Genomic DNA, 20,585 nt, shown 5'->3' on the forward strand with positions numbered 1-20,585 from the left:
TGTGATGAAATGTTTAAGAAGATAACGCAGCTTTTTCAAGGCTCAAAAGAAACACCAGAACAAATTTACTTGCGAGAGAATCTATTAAAATTTGATTCTGAACGCGGTCCTATAATCAAGGATGTGCAGATTAATGAGAAATGGTCAGAACATCTTGAGTATTTCTCAAACCGTAAATTGCAAAATTTTGATAATCTTCAGAAATTATTCCTAATTACTCCACAAATTAATGAAAAGATTGATCTGGAAATAGCAACCCAACGTTATGTAGAAAGATTGGGAAATACACAAGAAAAGCTACTTCAGCTTAAAGCGATTATACAAATATTAAATCAATATTACGTTTTGTTTTTGCGTGATAAATAATCATAGTTGATTGATTAAAAAATATAAAAAGTACAGCTAACTAGTAGTTTGATTTTCAAAAAAATAACTCATTTCACTAAAAACATCATGCTACTATTAGGCTCATATCTTCTTAGCTGATAAAAGCCATATACATGTTTCAACAAGAAATCTCTCAATTGAATTTACAACAGCTCAAAGCCGGTGAAAAGCGTTGGGTGGGGTCGTTATTAGGTTCATCTGCTGCATTATTATTTAAAGAAATTGCTGTTCAGCATTCTTCTTTACTTGTTGTGGTCGCTAGAAATAACCAACATGTTGCTCAATTAGAAAGTGAACTTGAGTTTTATGGCATAAAACCGACAATTTTCCCTGATTGGGAAATCTTGCCTTATGATCGTTTGTCACCTCATCAAGATATTGTTTCAGAACGTCTTGCAATTTTATCTAATATGCCTCAGAAGGGTGTATTGCTCATTTCAGCAAGTACTTTAGCTCAAAGAGTTGCACCGTATTCATGGGTTTTGGGTGAACACTTTGATATTCACGTTGGACAGAAATTCGATTTAGAGCAACAGAAGTTACGTTTAGTACAAGCCGGTTATCATTTGGTAGACACTGTTTATGATCATGGTGAGTTTGCTGTACGTGGCAGTATTATGGATATTTTTGCGTCAGGCCAAGAAGCGCCTATTCGTATTGATCTGTTTGATGATGAAATTGATACATTAAAATTCTTTGATCCAGAAACGCAAAGAACAACGAAGCCTTTAAAAAGTTTTACAGTTTTACCAGCAAAAGAATTTCCACTAAAAGAAGCCCGTTCAATTTTTAGAGATCGGTATTCTGAACTTTTCCCTACGGCCAATCCTAAGAAAAACCCGATTTATCAAGATGTCCTAGAGGGAATTGCTTCACCAGGAATTGAATTTTATTTGCCATTGTTTTTTGATAAAGCACAAATGCAATCGCAAAGTACACTTACAACGTACTTTCCAAAGAATTGCATTGTAATTACAACTAATGATGTAGATACTGACTTAACTAATTTTTGGAAAGAAGTTTTTCGTCGTTATGAAGACAGACGTCATAACGTAGATCAACCAATTCTTCCTCCTGAAGAATTATTTATTGCTCCAAATCATCTGCTCAGTGCTTTAAATCAATTTCCGCGTATGTTGGTGAGCGCAGAAATAGTTGAAGAAAAAGCTGGCGCTTTAAATCTTAAGGTAGAGCAGCCACCCAAGTTACCAGTTGATCCAAAAAAAGAAAAACCATTCTCGGTAGTCAAAAAATATATTGATGAAGCAAATCATCCGGTCTTGTTGGTTGCAGAAAGTGCAGGCCGACGTGAAAGCTTAAGAGATGGTTTACGTGCCAGCTTAGGAGATATCCCTGGCGTAGATAGTTTTGAGCAATTTCAGACTAGTCAGTTTGCGATTGCTATTACAAATGCACCGCTAGACCGTGGTTTGCTTTTAACAGACCAATTGTCGGTTATTTCAGAAAATCAGTTATATGAACATCGGGTAGTTCAGCGTCGTCGTAAACGTCAGCAAGAAGTTTCAGAAGAGTTCTTAATTCGCAGTTTGACTGAATTAAGTATTGATGCTCCTGTTGTTCATATTGATCATGGTGTGGGGCGTTATGCAGGATTAGTTACTTTAGCAATTGAAGGGCAAGATTATGAATTCTTGCAACTAAATTATGCTGAAGGCGCAAAAGTTTATGTGCCTGTGACTAATTTGCATCTTATTAGTCGTTATAGTGGTGGAGACCCAGATTTAGCTCCACTGCATAAAATTGGAAGTGATGCATGGAGTAAAGCTAAACGCAAAGCTTTAGAACAAATTCATGATGTTGCCGCCGAACTATTACATATCCAAGCACGTCGTCAGTCAAAACCTGGTTTTGGTTTTGAACTCGATCAATCACTTTATATGCAATTTGCCAGTGGATTTGCTTACGAAGAAACACTCGATCAGGCGAATGCTATTGAAGCCACGCTTCACGATATGCAACAAGCTAGACCTATGGATCGACTTGTTTGTGGCGATGTTGGTTTCGGTAAAACTGAAGTCGCAATGCGAGCTGCGTTTGTTGCTGTGCAAAACGGTAAGCAAGTTGCTGTTTTAGTACCTACAACTTTACTTGCACAACAACATTATGAATCTTTTAAGGATCGTTTTGCTGATTGGCCTGTGCGTATAGAAGTGTTGTCACGCTTTGGCTCAAATAAAGCCCATACAAAAAATATTGAAGATTTAATTGCTGGTAAAGTGGATATTGTGGTTGGAACACATAAACTTTTACAAGAAAATGTGCAATTTAAAGACTTGGGCCTAATGGTGGTCGATGAAGAACATCGATTTGGTGTGCGTGATAAAGAGCGGATCAAGGCATTACGTGCAGATGTAGATATGTTGACGCTTACCGCAACACCAATTCCACGAACTTTAAATATGGCTTTTTCGGGAATGCGTGATCTATCTATCATTGCTACACCACCAGCCCGTCGTTTAGCGGTTAAAACATTTGTACAAGAACATACGGAAGCTTCTATTAAAGAAGCGATCTTGCGTGAATTGCTACGTGGTGGCCAAGTATACTTCTTACATAATGAAGTCGATACGATTGAAAGGGCTGCTGAAAACATCCGTGTTCTTGTGCCTGAAGCTCGTGTGGCTGTAGCTCATGGCCAAATGAGAGAAAGAGAGCTTGAACAAGTCATGCAGCAGTTCTATCACAAAGAATTTAATGTATTGGTATGCTCAACCATTATTGAAACCGGAATTGATGTTCCAAATGCCAATACAATTTTGATAGAAAGGGCTGACAAACTTGGTTTAGCTCAATTACATCAATTACGTGGCCGTGTGGGGCGCTCACACCACCAAGCTTATGCTTATTTACTGGTTCCTTCTATAAAACATTTAAAAGGTGATGCAGAAAAGCGCTTAGATGCAATCCAGCGTGCTTCAACTTTGGGTGCTGGTTTTATGCTAGCTACAGAAGATTTAGAAATTCGCGGTGCGGGTGAGCTTTTAGGTGAGCAACAAAGTGGTTCAATGCAGGCAATTGGATATAGTCTGTATATGGAAATGCTTGAGAAAGCCACTAAGGCAATTCAGCAAGGTAAAACCCCGAATTTTGATGCGCCTTTGTCATTAACTGCGGAAATCAATTTACATATTCCAGCGCTTATTCCACATGAGTATTTAGGCGATGTTCATCAGCGCTTATTGTTTTATAAGCGTATTAGTAATACAGATACGCAAGAAAAACTGGACAACATCCGTATGGAGTTAATTGATCGTTTTGGTGTGCCACCACAATCTGTAAAACACTTATTTAGTGTTCATCAAATTAGATTGAAAGCAGAGCAGTTGGGTATTACCAAAATTGATATCAATACACAAGGCGGTAATATTGAGTTTTCACCGGATACTCCAGTTCAAGCCATCAGTATTATTCAGTTAATGCAAAAAAATCCGACCTATTACCGCATGGATGGTGGGCAGCGTTTGAAGGTTATGGTTCAGCTTGAAGAACATGAAAAACGTATCCAGTTCATTAATGATTTGTTAGCGAAATTATTAACTGAAATACATGTATAAATGATGTTTTGAAGCATTTTTTACTGCATGTGAATTTTATGTAAGTTCATAGCATGGTTTTATGCATGATTTATCGGATCCAGTGGTGAATAAGTGCATAAAATCATTGTTATTTGTAATCAAACCAGACACTAGCAATACTCACATCAAAACTGATGTGATAGTATTAGCCATTATTGTTTATTGTCATTTATAAAAGATATGTTTAGTTTGCATCCACAACTTGCTCAAGATACTTTTTTTGTAGGCGATTTCCCGCTTTCAACATGTCGTTTAATGAATGATATGCAATTCCCGTGGCTGATTTTAATCCCTCGTGTGCCGGGAATCACAGAATTATATGAATTGAGCCAAGCTGATCAAGAGCAGTTTTTACGCGAATCAAGTTGGTTGTCTAGCCAGCTATCTCGAGTATTCCGTGCTGATAAAATGAATGTTGCAGCTCTAGGTAACATGGTGCCTCAGTTGCATTTCCATCACGTCGTGCGTTATCAAAATGATGTTGCATGGCCTAAGCCAGTTTGGGGCACGCCTGCTGTTCCATACACAAATGATGTACTGGCTCACATGCGTCAAACCCTTATGCTTGCTTTACGTGGTCAAGGTGATATGCCTTTTGATTGGCGCATGGATTAAATCAATGCAATGCCACATTTATATGAATGTGGCTACATTGAGGTATGGAGGACAGGGTGCAATTAGAGAGGTTTATCGATAGAGAGCCTAAGCAGTTTGCATATTTTCATCGCTTGATGGGATATTCAATTCTGTCCTTAATTTTAGTGATCTATGCTTTTACCTCACCTAATACAAATTATCAGATCTACGTTCCACCTTTCTTCCTATTTTTGCTTTTTATTAGTTCAAAGTTAGAGCACTGGCTTCAATACCAATTTGATAAGAAAACACAAAAAAGTGTTTTTTTTGCAATTGATGCAATTGTTGTGGCGGTTACCTTAGCGGGTCTGCATCTTAATTTGGTGCCTACATTTATTGCACTTTTTGCATTATTTTATTCTGCAATTAATAGTCGTATTTCTTTCGCAGTCATTTGTTTGACTAGCTTGCTAGGCGCGATTATTTTTTATTTAAGTACTTTTTTCCTATTTGGTTTTTATACATATTTTGAACCGACTAGCCAAGAGTTAACTGTAATTACACTCTTAGGTTTGGTCATGTTTATCACCATTGGAAATTATTACCAACATCGTTGGGTTAAAAAAATCAGTCAGCAGCGCCAACATTACTATGATCAAATGACGCGCTATATTGCTTTTGCTAATCAGTTAAGTCGTTATGCACCGCTACAGTTGTGGCAGTCTATTATGCGCGGTGAAGCGGAAGCAAAAATTGAGTATAAACGAAAAAAAATGACTGTGTTTTTCTCTGATATTCAGGGCTTTACAGAGTTATCAGAAACATTAATTCCTGATGATTTGGCATTTTTGCTTAATGATTATTTAAGCCATATGACGGAAATCGCGAAGCAGTATGAAGCTACTGTCGATAAATTTATGGGGGATGCCATCCTCATATTTTTTGGTGATCCGAATTCTCAGGGGGTAGAACAAGATGCTAAAGCCTGTGTAGAAATGGCAATCGCTATGCGTCAGCAAATGAAATTGTTACGTGAACGATGGAAAAAAATGGGCTATTCAGCCTTACACATTCGTATGGGAATTAGTACTGGTTACTGCCACGTAGGAAATTATGGGGCAACGCATCGTATGGCTTATACCATTGTAGGTCGTGATGTGAATTTGGCAGCTCGTTTACAATATGCTGCTGAAATAGATGAAATCTTAATTTCAGATGATACTTATCAAATAATCAAAAGTGATTTTCTTTGTGCTCCCAAAACGCCAATTTACTTAAAAGGTATTCAAGGTGCAGTAAAGACATGGCAGGTGATGGAGAAGTACACGGGGAATAAGTCAGATCATCAACAATGGTTTGACTATGAGTATAAAGGCTTTCATTTAGTACTTAATTTAGAAGAAGTACAAAATTATGAATATCCAGAATTGGTAGAAGTACTTGAGAAAATGGTTCAACGACTTAAAGTTCAACAAACTTTAATTAATACTCAAGGCATTGCACGGTTAAGACTTGAAGATGAAGTTAAGCCAGTTGAAATTGATCAACAAGATCAAGTTTAAAACGTGAAGTAAAAAAAAGCTGCTTTTAAAGCAGCTTTTTTATTTTAATGATTTTCGGAAGCGTGATTGATTGTGTATTTAGGAATCTCAATTTCTAAATCTTCATCAACAATCTTCACTTGGCAAGAGAGACGAGAATCTGGTTCAAGACCCCAAGCCCGATCTAAAAGATCTGCTTCAACGTCATCCATTTCTTCTAGACTGTCAAAGCCCTTGCGAACGACTACATGACAAGTTGTACAAGCACACGACATGTCACAAGCGTGTTCAATTTTAATTCCTCGATCAAGCAAACTTTGGCAAAGATTTGCATTTTGTTCGACTTCAAATTCTGCGCCTTCAGGGCAGATCTGAGCATGAGGAAGTACTTTAATGCGGGGCATATTGATCACCTATACCTTTAGTTTGAATTTGACCAATCTTCAAGTTTTGTACCTTTTAAGGCGTGGTCAATATGTCGATTCATACGTAGTGCGGCAAAAGCATCACTATGTACTTTAAGTTGTTCTACAGCTTTTTCAATCGCTTGAATATCATTGCCTTCAAGTTGTACTTTTAGCAAATTTTCAGCAGTTTTAAGTGCTTCAAGCTGCTCATCATTGAGTAAATCAGCATCAACTTTGAGAGCTTGTTCTAAAGCTTCAAGTTCACGTTGGGCTTCAACTTTGGTTTCTTTTAAATGACGCAGATTTTTATCTTCTTCTGCGTGCTGGAAACCTTCAATTAATAAGCGTTCAGTATCAGATTCCGATAGGCCATAAGATGGCTTAATATCAATTTGAGCCTGTACACCCGAAGTTGTTTCACGAGCAGAAACTGTAAGTAAACCATCAGCATCTACCTGAAAGGTAACTTCAATGCGTGCTTGACCAGCAGTCATTGGAGGAATGCCATGAAGGACAAATCTGCCTAATGAACGACAGTGCTCTACCAAATCTCGTTCACCTTGAACAACATGAATAAGCATGGCAGTTTGGCCATCTTGATAAGTTGTGAATTCTTGACGACGAGCGACTGGAATAGCAGTATTACGTGAAATAAGACGTTCTACTAATCCACCCATGGTTTCTAAGCCAAGTGAAAGAGGAGTGACATCTAAAAGTAATGAGCCATCTTGGCTATTACCAATAAGCTGGTTAGCTGTGATAGAAGCACCAATTGCAACTACTTCATCAGGATTGATCGTACAAAGTGGTTCTTGATTAAATACATTGCGAACTGCTTGCTGAACAGCATAAGAACGGGTAGAGCCACCCACTAAAACAACATTCTGAATATCAGTTAACTCAAGTTTCGCATCACGTAAAACGCGTTTACAAACACTGATTGTTTTATCTAAAGCAACTTGAATAATGCTTTCAAAAGTTGGACGATCAAGTGTTAGTACGTTTTCAAGTAGTTTTAATTGAACTGATTCTTGAGTTGATAGTTGTTCTTTCGCTTGACGAGCAGCAACAATAAATACTGCATAAGTTTCATCGTTAAGAGTATCGATATTGAGCTGCTTTTTAGCCCATTTAACAATGAGACGATCTAAGTCATCACCGCCTAAAGCAGTGTGACCACCTGTAGCTAATACTTCAAAGACACCTTGTGAGAAACGCAAGATTGATACGTCGAAAGTACCACCACCTAAATCATAAATTACATAGTTATGATCTGTAGCTAAATTAGTTTCTTGGTCTAAACCATAAGCGACAGCAGCAGCAGTTGGCTCGTTTAATAAACGTAATACATTTAAGCCAGCAAGCTGGGCAGCATCACGTGTTGCTTGTCGCTGAGCTTCATCAAAATAGGCTGGAACAGTAATCACTGCGCCATTTATTGGATTTTGTAAGCTAGCTTCAGCACGGTCTTTTAATTGCTTTAAAATTTCAGCAGAAATTTCAACAGGGGTTTTACGACCAGCACATGTTTCAAAAGCTGGCATTTCATTTTCAGAACCCACTAACTCATATGGGTGTTGAAATTTAATATCTGCTTTTGAACGACCCATAAAACGTTTTACAGAAACAATTGTATTTTTAGGATCGGCAATAAGGAAAGGCTTTGCTTCTTCACCATAGTGAGTTGCATCATTTCCATAGTGCACAATAGAAGGAAGGAGCCTTCTTTCTTTTTCGTCATTGAGTACTTTAGGTTTGCCTGATAACACTGTCGCAACTAAGGAATGTGTTGTTCCTAGGTCGATACCAATCGCAATGCGGTGTTGATGTGGGGCACTGGATTGACCCGGTTCAGCAATTTGCAAAAGTGCCATGAGTTAAATCCCTTGAATATAATTTGGAAAAAGCAAAATTAAAAATCGTCGTCTAAATCAAAGTTGTCTTCGTCATCCAACATTTGATCTTCTGCTTTTTCAATGTCGTTAAGAACGCGCTGAAAGAAACGTAATTTACGTACAGTATCTCGAGCTTCACCCCAGTCCTCATCTGCGTAATCAATTTTAAATTCGCGAACTAGGCCATCCATCCATTGAAACACTTCTTGTTTAAGTGTGGTCAGATGCTCTTGTGAAGTTGCTTCATCAAGTTGTTCACGAATTTCTAAAGCTGATTGTAAGAACTCAAAATCGCTAATGGATTGATCGAGGTGGTGATCTTGCTTTTTGAGTGACAATAGATAAGCAGCGCGGCTATCTACTTGCGACAAAGTTTTAAAAGCTTGATTGATTTCACTTGATTTGATCAACGCCTGATCTTTATCTTCAGCTTTATCTGGATGATACTGCTGCTGCAAATTCAAGAAACTAGATTTTAAGCTCGCCAAATCGATATCGAGTGCTACGGGTAAATTGAACAACTCAAAATGATTCATTGGAAATGAGGTCCACATTAATTAAATACATTAAAACAGTGCTATAAAAAGACACTGTTTTAATGAGAGATGAAAGGAGAAAGCTTAGACAGTGAAAGATTCACCACAGCCACATTCACCTTTTTTATTAGGATTGTTAAATTCGAACCCTTCATTAAGGCCATTTTTAACGTAGTCCATTTCTAAGCCCTCTAAATACACTGAGCTTTTTGGATCTACAAATACCTTAACGCCAAATTGTTCGAAAACTTGGTCATGTTCATCAATAGAGTCTACAAACTCAAGAACATAGGCCAATCCAGAACAACCAGAAGTTTTCACACCCACGCGAATGCCTTCACCCTTACCTCGATTTTTAAGGTAATTGCTAATATGAGTCGCAGCATTTTCAGTTAAATGAATCATGAAAACTCCAACGTTTACAATGGTAACAAATTACGCTTTAGATTTTTTAGTGCGGTAATCTTCAATCGCAGCTTTAATCGCATCTTCAGCTAGTACAGAACAGTGAACTTTTACTGGTGGAAGTGCAAGCTCAGTCGCAATATCAATATTCTTGATGGTTTGAGCTTCATCAAGAGTTTTGCCTTTTAACCATTCGGTTACAAGAGAACTTGATGCGATTGCAGAACCACAACCATAAGTTTTAAAACGTGCTTCTTCGATTACACCGTTATCGTTTACTTGGATTTGTAAACGCATTACGTCACCACACGCAGGTGCACCGACCATACCTGTACCAACATTTTTAGAGTTTTTATCTAAAACACCAACATTACGAGGGTTTTCGTAATGATCAATTACCTTTTCGCTATAAGCCATGTCGCTTCTCCAAACCTCGGGGTCAGCCTAATATTAATATGAGGGTAAAAATACTAATTTCAATGAATTAGTGTTCAGCCCATTCAACTGTAGAAAGGTCGATACCTTCTTTATACATATCCCAAAGCGGAGAAAGTTCACGTAATTTCTCAACAGCGGCTTTGGTAATTGTAAGCACATGATCAATGTCTTCTTCAGTTGTGTATTTACCAAAACTGAAGCGGATTGAGCTGTGCGCTAGCTCATCAGATAAACCTAATGCGCGAAGAACGTATGAAGGCTCTAAAGTTGCAGAAGTACAAGCAGAACCACTTGATACAGCAGCATCTTTAAGTGCCATCATTAAAGATTCACCTTCAACAAAGTTAAAGCTGACGTTTAAATAGTTAGCAACGTTTTGAGTTGGATGGCCGTTTAAGAAAACCTGTTCAAGGCCTTGTAAACCATTCCAAAGTTTGTCACGTAGTTTACGAATGCGTTCTTGTTCTGCATGCAATCTTTTGCCAGCAAGTTCAAAAGCTTCACCCATACCAACAATTTGGTGAGTTGCTAAAGTACCAGAGCGCATACCGCGTTCATGACCGCCGCCATGAATTTGTGCTTTTAAACGAACACGTGGGCTACGACGTACATATAATGCACCGATACCTTTTGGACCATAAATTTTATGAGCTGAGAAACTCATAAGATCAATTTTCATGGTAGATAAATCGATTTCAACTTTACCAGCAGCTTGAGCAGCATCTACATGAAAGAAGGTTTTATTGGCACGTGTTAACTCACCAATTGCTGCTACATCTGTAACTGTACCGATTTCGTTGTTTACCATCATAAGAGAAACAAGAACAGTATCAGGACGAAGTGCAGCTTTTACCATTTCAGGTGTAATTAAACCTGTTTGTGGTTCTGGTTCTAAATAAGTAATTTCAAAACCTTGTTCTTCTAATTCACGACAAGGATCTAGAACAGCTTTGTGTTCAATTTTACTTGTAATAATGTGTTTGCCTTTAGAAGCATAGAATTGAGCTACGCCTTTAAGTGCAAGGTTGTCTGATTCGGTAGCACCAGAAGTCCAAACGATTTCACGTGGATCGGCTTTAATTAAATTTGCGACTTGCTCACGCGCATATTCAACTTTTTCTTCTGCCTGCCAGCCATAAGCATGGGAACGAGATGCAGCATTACCAAAGGTACCGTCGAAAGTTAAACACTCCATCATACGTTCTGCAACTTGCGGATCTACTGGAGTGGTTGCTGCGTAATCAAGATAAATTGGACGTTTCATATCAAATACCTGTACCCGATAAAAGAGCTGAATCTGTGCCAGTCACATTTTGGCGCAATGCAACAGTTTGAACGTTGTCTCGGCTAATGAGGTCGGCAAGAGAGATTTTTGCTAAATAGTCGGCAATATGATGAGAGAGTTCTTGCCATAAATCGTGAGTAAGACACATTGCACCATTTTGGCAGTTAGCTTTGTGGTCGCAACGTGTTGCATCAACGGTTTCATTTACGGCTTCAATAATTTCTAACACAGTAATTTCATCAGCGTTTCGAGCCAAATGATAACCACCATTTGCACCACGGACACTAGAAACTAACCCATGACGCTTAAGTTTAGCGAATAACTGTTCTAAGTAAGCAACTGAAATAGATTGACGTGCGGCAATTTCGGCGAGCGTGATCGTTTGTTCAGTTGGCTGCAAAGCTAAATCAAGTAGAGCAGTCACTGCGTAGCGACCGCGAGTTGTAAGGCGCATGATTCGATACACATGTTAAGACTAGATAATAGGATTTTATGAATCCCGACTAAAATAGTCAAGTTTTTTTATTTTTAATTCAAGTGCAGGAACAAAATGGAAAAATAATTTAAGCAACCCACAAATTATATATGAAAAAAACAATAAATATCAGGCTAATTATACCAAAGCCTAAGTTAATGTTGCGTTGACGTTGTTGTAAGCGAGTAATTCGATTTTGATATTGTTTGATTTCCACATGAAGTGAATTGATTTCTGAACGTTGTTGATCAATTTTTTCAAGCAATGGAGCAATTCGTTTACGTGAAGCAAGGGTTTCAGCTTCATCATCTGGTGTATTAAACCATTGCTTCCAGTCAGCTAAAAGTTTAGGCAGAGTAAGATGAGAAATTAAATCTAATAACTCTTTTTTCGTTTCTTCATCACCATCAATACGCATGTTCTTAAGACTACGCTGGTTTGAAAAAGCAAAAATCTTAATCAAATCGATAAGCGTACTATTGATTTCAAGATCAATACGTCGATCAAAAGAATGGATATCGAACAACAAACCCTTTTCTGTAAATTGAACATAAAAGTCAAAAAAAGGAAGGTAGCTATTGATGCGAATAGTTGTTTTGTTTGAAATAAACTTTTTCGCTTGCAAGCGAAGAACACCATCGTGGGTGAGAATAAATGAAAAGAAAGTTTCTAAAATAATTAGAACAATATTCAGCAACAGACGGGGATGTTTTTGTCTTTGTTGCGTTTCACTCATAAAAGTTTATCCTTACAAATAGCAGTTAACCGAAGAATGGGACATCCTATCCCAAACTTTAATAAATGTCCTGTTAAATATATTTACACGACTTAATTGCTTTGTAGAACAGTTTTGTAAATGGATCAAGTCTTTACTTTGATATTATAGAAATATTTTGTGGTCAAATCAGTCATCATCTCTCTCATCTGATTAGGAGCTTAGATCAATGGATAATGCAAATATAGATACCCCGACAGAAGAGTCAGAAGAAAAAAACAAATTAAAATCAAGAAGTTCAAGAAAGTCGGCTTTGGATTTTAGAAAGTATACCAAGCAAATTTGGTTAGCAGGGCTAGGGGCTTTTTCACGCGCAGAAGAAGAAGGTAATAAGCTATTTGACTCTTTGGTCAAAGTAGGTGAAGAACTGGAATCTAAAACAGGAGACTTAGCAGACACTACTGTTGGTAAGGTCACAGAAAAAGCAAAAGAATCTGTATCTGAAACAAAAGATAAAGTAGAAAAAATTCTTGATACCAGTGTTAACCATTCTTTAAACCGGATTGGACTGGTGACTCCGAAGGATTTACAGCACATTGAACAGCTCTTGGTACAGCTTCATATTAAGGTGGATGCTTTAATAGAAGAAAACCAGCAGTTGAAAGAAAAATTGAATAAAAAGTAAAAAATGTTGGGATTTAGCAAATATATAACAGTTTTTTAGCATTTATTTTCGCTAAAAGCCCTGCTCTAGTATTGCGTTTTCCCCCAAAGCATTGCTATAAAGGCGTCATGGCCTTTTAAACTATAGCCTTGGACCTTAAACAAACGATATTAAGAGGATGTTTTATTCATGAATAAATCAGAATTAATCGATGCAATTGCTGAAAAAGGGGGAGTATCTAAGACTGATGCAGGCAAGGCACTCGATGCGACAATTGCGTCAATTACTGAAGCACTTAAAAAAGGTGACACAGTAACTTTAGTTGGTTTTGGTACTTTCAGTGTTAAAGAACGTGCTGCACGTACTGGTCGTAACCCTAAAACTGGTGAAGAGCTTCAAATTAAAGCAACAAAAGTACCTAGCTTCAAAGCTGGTAAAGGTCTTAAAGATTCAGTAGCTTAATCTTTTAAGATGATTAAACGCGCCAATATAGGCGCGTTTTTTATTAAAAATCTGAATTGACCAATATTGCTCATTCATTGATTGTGGTTTTTCAGTTAAAATTCGCCTCGAAATAAAATATTGGAATACTTATGGAATCGTTTCGTACAGTCATTAAGGGTTGGCTCGGCAAAGTCCTTCTAATTTTGTTTTTGACCCCTTTAGCACTTGTAGGTATTGAAGGATATTTTAATAGGGGAAACAAGGCTGATGTTGCAAAGACAGTAAATGGCCAAGAAATATCTAAAAAAGACCTTGAAACTTTAACTCAGTCTTACAAAGAACAATATTTAGCTGCTGTTAAAGGTGATGAGAGTTTACTTAATTTGCCTGTTATTCAGGCTAAAGCACTCGATATTTTAGTGTCACGTAATTTACTAATTCAACAAGCTGAAAAACTAGGTATTTCACTGAGTGATACTCAAATTGAGCAGATGTTAGCTCAGCAGCCTAGTTTGCAAGAGAATGGACAATTCTCGCAAAAACTCTATGAAAATTATTTACGTTCTATTGGTATGACAAGTCAGGGCTTAATATCTAGCCTTCGTCAAGATCATGCTTTAAAAATGCTAACTTCAACTTTTTCTGATTACTCTTTGGTAAGTAAAGTTGATTTAATGCAAATTGCGAATTTGCAAACTGAACAACGTACATTACATTTGGCTAGCATTAAATTAGATGGTTATAAAACTGGTTTAACTGCCTCTAATCAAGAAGCTACAGATTATTACAATAAACACCAAAATGAGTTTAAACAACAAGCTTCTGTTGACGTGGATTATGTTGTTGTGTCTCCATCACTGATGGCTAAACCAGCTCCTGCAACTGAAGCTGAACTTCAGCAAGCATATAGCAAGTTCGTTGAAACTCAGAAAAAAGATGCTAAACGGACTGTGAAGCATATTTTAATTACTACAGATGCTCGTGATGATGCAGCAGCTCAAAAACTTGCTAAAGAAGTATATGCGAAAATTCAAGGCGGCCTTACATTTGCACAAGCTGCATCTCAGTTCTCTGAAGATCCAAGTTCAAAAGCAAAAGGCGGTTTAGTTGAAGCATACGCACCGGGTGTTTTTTCCGATGCGTTTGATAAAACTGTAGTGAGCTTGAAAAATGGACAAATTTCTCAACCAGTAAAAACTCAATATGGTTATCATATTATTGAGGCAGAAACTCAAGCTAATCAAATCCCTTCATTCGAAGCAGAGAAGGCGCGTTTAACTGCTGAGGTTGAAAAGAATAAAGTTGCGACTGTTTATTCAGATACAGTAAATAGTTTAAATGAAACGATTGTTGGTAATGATTCTTTAGAAGCTGTTGTGCAAGAAGTAAAAGGTACAAAAGTTGAATCATTAAATGGCGTAACTTTAGCTACACAAAATCCGTATTTAAGTGATCCAAACGTTAAAATTAAATTGTTTAATGATAACGTGAAAAATGGTGACCGTAATACATCATCTAACATTCAATTAGCGAATGGTGATACGGTATGGGTTAAAGTACGTGATTATCATGCTGCTGGTATAAAACCTTTAGCACAAGCGATGAATGAAGCGAAAGCAAAAGTTATCGATGAAAAAGCGCGTAAAGCTGTTCAAGCAAAAATTGCTACAATGTTGGCTGAATTTAAAACTCAACCAGCAGATCAAGTTGTTGCTAAAAATAAAGTAGCATTTGAATCGGCTGGCGTATTTAGTCGTTCACAAGGATTAAAGCGTGAAATTGAGCGCGCAGCATTTAGTGCAGCTACACCTAAGCCAGGTATGTGGTCTGTTTCAACAGCGAATTTACCAAATGAGCTGGTTGTTGTTGCAGTTTCAAATGTAAATTCATCTGCTGCGAACGCTATTCCTGCTGATCAGTTACAGCAGTTAAAGCAACTTTATCGTCAATCGCGTGGTCAACAAATATTAGAAGATTACAGTCAATATTTAAAATCACATGCGAAAATTAAATAATAATTTGATTCAATAAAAAAAGCGCCTCGGCGCTTTTTTTATTGGCAGTTAATCTAAGCTGTGTCCAATATATTGCTGTCTATATTGTTTAGGAGATAAATCAAAAATTCGTTTGAATGCCTGACTAAATGCTGTTTCAGATGAGTAACCAACCTTATTTGATATTTGTTGAATTGATAAGTTACTTGTGCGTAAATACTGACTTGCCAAGCGAAAACGATAATGCTGCAAATATGTGAGGGGTGGCTCACCAATAATACTGTTAAATATATTCGCAAATTTAGAACGTGACATACAGCATTGTTCAGCTAAAGATTCAACTGTCCATGTGACTTCAGGCCGACTATGAATAGCAGATAGTGCATTGCTCAGTTCCGGATGAGTTAAGGCACTTAACCAGTTTTGTTGATCAGTCATTTGTTGAATATGATCACGAATGCATTCAATGAGTAAAATACTGACTAAATGATCAATAATTTTGTCATGACCCGGCCTGATTTTTTGAGTTTCAATGGCCAGAAAATAGAGTCCAATTTGTAGCCATTCAGGTGGATTGGTTTGATTTTCATGCTGAATATGCATGATGGACGGCAGTGCATTAATGAGTGGTCCAGCCATATGAGTATCGATTTGGCAGCGTAAACATAGCAATAATGTATTATCTGGAGATGAAGTACCAAACTCGATTGCATCTTGTCTGTGACCGTTAAAAAGCGAAGTAATATCCAGAGAATCTACCAACTTACTCGCTGTTGATTTTGAGTCAGTCGCACTATGTGCTTTCCCAGAGGGAATTAAAATAATATCACCAGCAGTCGCAGTTATTTTTTCTGAAGCATTAAGTTGTATATATACTGAACCAGTTAAAACAATATAAGCAAGTAGAGCAGATTGATCTTGTGTTTTAAAAGCCCATTCTCCTTGCGCTTTTAAATAGATGTATTCAGACTTATTAAGGTGAATATCATCAAAAAATTTACTTAGTGCATCCATATTTAAATGATCAATCATTATTTTAATAAAATTATAGTGAGCTATAAGAATAGATCAACATGTGTTTTTAGGACAAAAAAGTGGAAGAAAATGCCAAAGACTTTAACATAGGTTTTTTGGACGGTTACTACTGTTAACTAAACACTATTTCTTTAACTATATAGACATATAGAAAAAGGAAATATAGCTATGAATGCACCAGTAAATGTTCAGCAAGAACTTATGCCAGTGCCTGCGTCTATGCGTGAAATAGATCGCAAACGCTTTTTATGGATGATTAGCCCTGCTTTACCTGCTATCGGTTTAGGTATTTTAGCCGGTTATCAGTTTGGTCCACGCCCATTAAAGAAAGTCTTTGCTTTAGGTGGTCCACTTTTATTACATGTCGTGATTCCGGCAATTGATACTATTATTGGGAAAGATGCTCGAAATCCAACAGATGAAGAAATTAAGCTTTTAGAAAAAGATCCATATTATTCTCGTCTTGTGAAGAGCTTTATTCCTCTACAGTATGCTGCAAATGTTTATGCATGTTATTTAACAAGTCGTAAAACGACATCTTTTATTGATAAGATTTTACTTGGTATCTCAATGGGTGCAATCAATGGTATTGCGATTAATACAGCCCATGAGTTAAGTCATAAGCATGATCGTATAGACCATATTCTGTCTCATCTTGCTTTAGTTCCTACAGGTTATAACCATTTCCGTATTGAACATCCTTACGGTCATCATAAGCGTGCAGCAACACCAGAAGATCCAGCTTCATCACGTATGGGTGAAACATTCTATGAGTTCTGGCCACGTACAGTTATTGGTTCTTTTAAATCTGCAATAGAAATTGAAAAAAATCGTTTAAAACGTAAAGGTAAAGAATTCTGGTCTTCAGATAATGAATTATTACAAGGCTGGGGAATGACTGCTGCTTTTCATGGTTCTATGGTTGGAATCTTTGGTAAAGGTACAATTCCATATTTAGCGACTCAAGCTTTTTATGGTATTAGTCTTTTCGAAATTATTAATTATATTGAGCACTATGGTTTATTACGTCAGAAAAAAGCTGATGGTAATTATGAACGTACAATGCCTGAGCATAGCTGGAACAACAATAACGTAGTAACAAACTTATTCTTGTACCAGTTGCAGCGTCATTCAGACCATCATGCTTATCCGACTCGTCCATTCCAAGCATTACGTCATTTTGATGAGGCACCAGAGCTACCAAGCGGTTATGCAAGTATGCTACTACCAGCATTAATCCCTTCATTGTGGTTTAAAATCATGGATAAGCGAGTTTTTGATCACTATAAAGGTGATTTAAACAAAGCGAATATTTCATCAAAGCGTCGTGCAAAAATTTTTAAGAAATTTGGTGTAGTTGATAAAACATTAGATAGTACAACTACCCAATAAATAAAAATATTAATTCCTGAAATACGAAGCCCTCTAGTTTAATAGCTAGAGGGCTTTTTAAGTTTTGACATAAATAGCTAATAAAAGAAGGGAAAAATTTCCCTTAATTATTATTTTAGTTCGCTAGAAGATTTACCAAGTTCTCGGCGGGCAATAATCAATTGTTGGATTTGTTGAGTACCTTCAAAGATATCGAGAATTTTTGAATCGCGTGCCCATTTCTCAAGTAACTCATCTTCGTTATAACCAACACTTGCTGCCAATTCGACACATTTTAAAGTAATCTCGTTACCAACACGGCCAGCTTTGGCTTTCGCAATAGAAGCTTCTTTAGAGTTTGGCTTTTTGTTATCTGCCATCCACGTTGACTTTAACATAAGCAGGCGAGCGGCTTCCCACTCAGCTTCCATACGGTAGATTTGTGCTGCAAGATTAGAAGTATGTAGATAAGGGGTAGAATAATCTGGATCAAGTTGGTCTTTAAAAATTTCTTTAATACGTTCTAAAGAAGCTTTAGCACAACCGATTGCCATTGCAGCGACTAGAGGACGAGTGTTGTCAAAAGTTTCCATCACTCCAGCAAAACCTTTTGCAACATCGACTTCAGCATTTCCCAAAAGGTTCTCAGCAGGTACACGGCAGTCAATAAAACTAATAACTGCTGTATCTGAAGCTTTAATTCCCAATTTATGTTCTAAGCGTTCAACCTTCATTCCAAGCGTACCTTTTGGTACTACAAATGATTTAATAGCTGCACGTCCCAGTTTTTTATCTAAAGTCGCCCAAACGACGACAGAATCTGCACGTTCGCCAGATGTCACAAAAATCTTTTCACCATTTAAAATATAGTCATTACCATCTTTGGTTGCAGTGGTGCGGATCGCGGCAGAGTCAGAACCGCAACCTGGCTCGGTAATCGCCATTGCAGCCCATGTTCCTTTGAAGCGCTCTAATTGCTCATCATTTGCAACAGCAGCAATGGCTGAGTTCCCAAGGCCCTGACGTGGCATGCTCAGTAATAAGCCTGTATCGCCATAACACATCTCAATAATCCCTAGAGCGGTAGACATATTGGTTCCGTTACGAATACCTTCATTGTCTGTATCGCCACGTTTGCCAGCACCCGCAGCTCCGGCATTAATACCTTCGCCACCTTCATTCATACCATCAATGAGTGAAGCTAACATATCGAGCTCTTTTGGATAAGTATGCTCAGCTTTATCATATTTACGAGAAATAGGGCGTAAAACATTGATCGCAACATCATGTGCCTGATCAATCATCATTTTGAATTTTTTAGGATTTTGTAAGTTCATTGTATTATCCTCTGATCATCAGTTATGCATGTAAGCCAGAATGTAAAATTGCAGTAGCTCGTAAATCACGATACCAACGTTCAACAGGGTGTTCTTTTGTGAAACCGTGTCCCCCAAGAATTTGCACACCATCTGTACCAATTTTCATGGATTTTTCAGCACAAAGTAAACGAGCAAGGTAGGCTTCACGATGGAATGATTGACCTGCTTCAGCACGGCTTGCAGCATTCAAGATCAACATACGCATTGCATCAATTTCAATTGCCATATCTGCAATCATGAAAGCGACACTTTGACGGTGAGAAATCGGCTCTCCGAAAGCAGTTCGTTCATTGGCATATTTAATACAATAGGTTTTTACAGCGTCACAAGTACCAACAGCCATCGCACACCACATTAAATTTCCCAGATCTAAGAAAGCAGTGTAATCAAAGTCTGTTGCACCTATGCGTAGAGCAGGAGTGTGATTAAAGCGTAAAGTTGCTGTTTCTGTCGCTTTAAGGCCCATAGCAGGCGTATTTTTGATAGAAATGCTATCGTTGCATTGCACTACAAATATATCTGGCTTGCCATTAAAGTCCGCACTTACTAAAAAGATATCGGCCAGATCACCTAAAATAACAAGCGTTTTTTCACCCTCAATATAGAATTGATCATTTTCAAGTGATGCTTTGGTTTTTAATACATAAGGATTAAATGCTGGAGTTGCTTCTTGTACAGCAAAGGTTGCTGTAATCTCTGAGTCTTCTGCAAAACAAGGTAAGTACATCGACTGAACTTCGGCAGAACCCCAACGTGTAATTGCATTAATGACACTAAATGTACTGAGTAATCCAGCTGTAAGACTAAAATCGCCTTCAGCCAATTTTTCAGCAATCAATAAGTTACTTACAATATTTTGTTCAGTTGCTACACCACCTAATGCTTCTGGAAGTGCATAGTAGTTAAGACCTAGATCTTCTATATATTGCCAAAGACTTTCTGGAAACTGAGCAGTCTGATCTGCATCATGAGCTAACCCCAATAGAACTTCTTGAGCAAATTGAGACATTGCATCAGAGGTCATTTGTTGTTCTTCAGTTAGGTTTAAATCAAACAGATTCTTGTTCTGCTGAGGTAGACGTTGTTGAGATATTGGCTTAGGTTTAAATGCTTTTTGAGTCTGGCTTAATGCTCTAAAACCAGCTTTTGAACCTTGATAAAGGGATTTTTCTAAAAATTTACGTAACTTGAGTTGATCAAGTACATCGCTTCCAGCCAATTTTGTGATCAGCGATAAACCCAAACCCTGAGCTTTATTGATCATACTTGTCATGATTATGGTGTCCTAACACGTTGTTATTGTTTTATGCTGACACGCATTATAGTAAAAGACTATGTCGTTACTGACATTCAAAAAATGAGTGGATAAATGGTAGGGAAAAAATAAACGTATTTTAAGTGTATGATTTTATTTATTTAAAATAACTTTTTTGTGGTGTGTT

19 protein-coding genes are annotated in these 20,585 nt (G+C 37.5%); 8 read left to right on the plus strand and 11 right to left on the minus strand.

Annotated features, from left to right (window positions below):
• Positions 1 to 9: 9 nt before the first annotated feature.
• From ACPF64_RS12630 to ACPF64_RS12645, 4 genes are all read left to right on the plus strand, one after another.
• Positions 10 to 366 (plus strand): hypothetical protein, encoded by a 357-nt coding sequence (locus ACPF64_RS12630; RefSeq protein WP_426453633.1) that lies wholly within the window; start codon positions 10 to 12, stop codon positions 364 to 366.
• 134 nt (positions 367 to 500) lie between these two features.
• Positions 501 to 3,962, plus strand: a complete 3,462-nt coding sequence (gene mfd / locus ACPF64_RS12635) for a transcription-repair coupling factor (protein ID WP_426453635.1) — start codon at positions 501 to 503, stop codon at positions 3,960 to 3,962.
• A 201-nt stretch (positions 3,963 to 4,163) separates the two neighbouring features.
• Positions 4,164 to 4,598, plus strand: coding sequence for an HIT domain-containing protein (locus ACPF64_RS12640; RefSeq protein WP_002117900.1), 435 nt, complete (start codon positions 4,164 to 4,166; stop codon positions 4,596 to 4,598).
• A 56-nt stretch (positions 4,599 to 4,654) separates the two neighbouring features.
• Positions 4,655 to 6,121 (plus strand): adenylate/guanylate cyclase domain-containing protein, encoded by a 1,467-nt coding sequence (locus ACPF64_RS12645; RefSeq protein WP_004642669.1) that lies wholly within the window; start codon positions 4,655 to 4,657, stop codon positions 6,119 to 6,121.
• A gap of 44 nt (positions 6,122 to 6,165) precedes the next feature.
• Here the strand turns inward: ACPF64_RS12645 and fdx are convergent, their stop codons facing one another.
• The 8 genes from fdx to ACPF64_RS12685 form a co-directional block, all read right to left on the minus strand.
• Positions 6,166 to 6,504 carry an ISC system 2Fe-2S type ferredoxin gene (gene fdx, locus ACPF64_RS12650; RefSeq protein ID WP_003651552.1) on the minus strand — a complete coding sequence of 113 codons (339 nt, stop codon included), beginning with the start codon at positions 6,502 to 6,504 and terminating at the stop codon, positions 6,166 to 6,168.
• A gap of 17 nt (positions 6,505 to 6,521) precedes the next feature.
• Entirely contained in the window at positions 6,522 to 8,381 is a 1,860-nt protein-coding gene (gene hscA, locus ACPF64_RS12655) for a Fe-S protein assembly chaperone HscA (protein ID WP_426453638.1), read from the minus strand.
• A 38-nt stretch (positions 8,382 to 8,419) separates the two neighbouring features.
• On the minus strand, positions 8,420 to 8,938 hold the full coding sequence (hscB, locus tag ACPF64_RS12660; protein WP_003651556.1) for a Fe-S protein assembly co-chaperone HscB: 519 nt from the start codon (positions 8,936 to 8,938) through the stop codon (positions 8,420 to 8,422).
• An 84-nt stretch (positions 8,939 to 9,022) separates the two neighbouring features.
• Positions 9,023 to 9,343, minus strand: coding sequence for an iron-sulfur cluster assembly protein IscA (gene iscA, locus ACPF64_RS12665; RefSeq protein ID WP_003651558.1), 321 nt, complete (start codon positions 9,341 to 9,343; stop codon positions 9,023 to 9,025).
• 30 nt (positions 9,344 to 9,373) lie between these two features.
• The gene (gene iscU / locus ACPF64_RS12670) at positions 9,374 to 9,760 is read right to left on the minus strand and encodes a Fe-S cluster assembly scaffold IscU (RefSeq protein WP_426453641.1); all 387 of its coding nucleotides are present in this window, start codon (positions 9,758 to 9,760) and stop codon (positions 9,374 to 9,376) included.
• Between the two features lie 67 nt (positions 9,761 to 9,827).
• Positions 9,828 to 11,045: an IscS subfamily cysteine desulfurase gene (locus ACPF64_RS12675; RefSeq protein ID WP_005041010.1), complete on the minus strand. Its 1,218-nt coding sequence runs from the start codon at positions 11,043 to 11,045 to the stop codon at positions 9,828 to 9,830.
• 1 nt (position 11,046) lies between these two features.
• On the minus strand, positions 11,047 to 11,520 hold the full coding sequence (locus ACPF64_RS12680; RefSeq protein WP_003651563.1) for an Rrf2 family transcriptional regulator: 474 nt from the start codon (positions 11,518 to 11,520) through the stop codon (positions 11,047 to 11,049).
• Positions 11,521 to 11,629: 109 nt separating this feature from the next.
• Entirely contained in the window at positions 11,630 to 12,277 is a 648-nt protein-coding gene (locus ACPF64_RS12685) for a hypothetical protein (protein WP_005041007.1), read from the minus strand.
• Positions 12,278 to 12,485: 208 nt separating this feature from the next.
• Here ACPF64_RS12685 and ACPF64_RS12690 point away from each other — a divergent pair, with 208 nt between their 5' ends.
• From ACPF64_RS12690 to ACPF64_RS12700, 3 genes are all read left to right on the plus strand, one after another.
• Complete coding sequence (locus ACPF64_RS12690; protein ID WP_045432641.1) at positions 12,486 to 12,941, plus strand: phasin family protein; 456 nt, start codon at positions 12,486 to 12,488, stop codon at positions 12,939 to 12,941.
• A 168-nt stretch (positions 12,942 to 13,109) separates the two neighbouring features.
• Positions 13,110 to 13,382, plus strand: a complete 273-nt coding sequence (locus ACPF64_RS12695; protein WP_001043034.1) for an HU family DNA-binding protein — start codon at positions 13,110 to 13,112, stop codon at positions 13,380 to 13,382.
• Positions 13,383 to 13,513: 131 nt separating this feature from the next.
• On the plus strand, positions 13,514 to 15,379 hold the full coding sequence (locus tag ACPF64_RS12700) for a SurA N-terminal domain-containing protein (protein ID WP_426453644.1): 1,866 nt from the start codon (positions 13,514 to 13,516) through the stop codon (positions 15,377 to 15,379).
• 48 nt (positions 15,380 to 15,427) lie between these two features.
• Here ACPF64_RS12700 and ACPF64_RS12705 read toward each other — a convergent pair whose 3' ends face one another.
• A complete protein-coding gene (locus tag ACPF64_RS12705) occupies positions 15,428 to 16,372 on the minus strand; it encodes a cupin domain-containing protein (protein WP_016801999.1) in 945 nt (314 codons plus the stop codon).
• Between the two features lie 189 nt (positions 16,373 to 16,561).
• Here ACPF64_RS12705 and ACPF64_RS12710 point away from each other — a divergent pair, with 189 nt between their 5' ends.
• Positions 16,562 to 17,785, plus strand: coding sequence for an alkane 1-monooxygenase (locus ACPF64_RS12710; RefSeq protein WP_017390594.1), 1,224 nt, complete (start codon positions 16,562 to 16,564; stop codon positions 17,783 to 17,785).
• A 110-nt stretch (positions 17,786 to 17,895) separates the two neighbouring features.
• Here the strand turns inward: ACPF64_RS12710 and ACPF64_RS12715 are convergent, their stop codons facing one another.
• Positions 17,896 to 19,101 carry an acyl-CoA dehydrogenase family protein gene (locus ACPF64_RS12715; RefSeq protein WP_426453647.1) on the minus strand — a complete coding sequence of 402 codons (1,206 nt, stop codon included), beginning with the start codon at positions 19,099 to 19,101 and terminating at the stop codon, positions 17,896 to 17,898.
• 22 nt (positions 19,102 to 19,123) lie between these two features.
• On the minus strand, positions 19,124 to 20,407 hold the full coding sequence (locus ACPF64_RS12720) for an acyl-CoA dehydrogenase family protein (protein WP_426456146.1): 1,284 nt from the start codon (positions 20,405 to 20,407) through the stop codon (positions 19,124 to 19,126).
• Positions 20,408 to 20,585 lie beyond the last annotated feature (178 nt).

It is taken from the genome of Acinetobacter sp. KB005 (genome assembly GCF_049949095.1).
Classification (GTDB): domain Bacteria; phylum Pseudomonadota; class Gammaproteobacteria; order Pseudomonadales; family Moraxellaceae; genus Acinetobacter; species Acinetobacter calcoaceticus.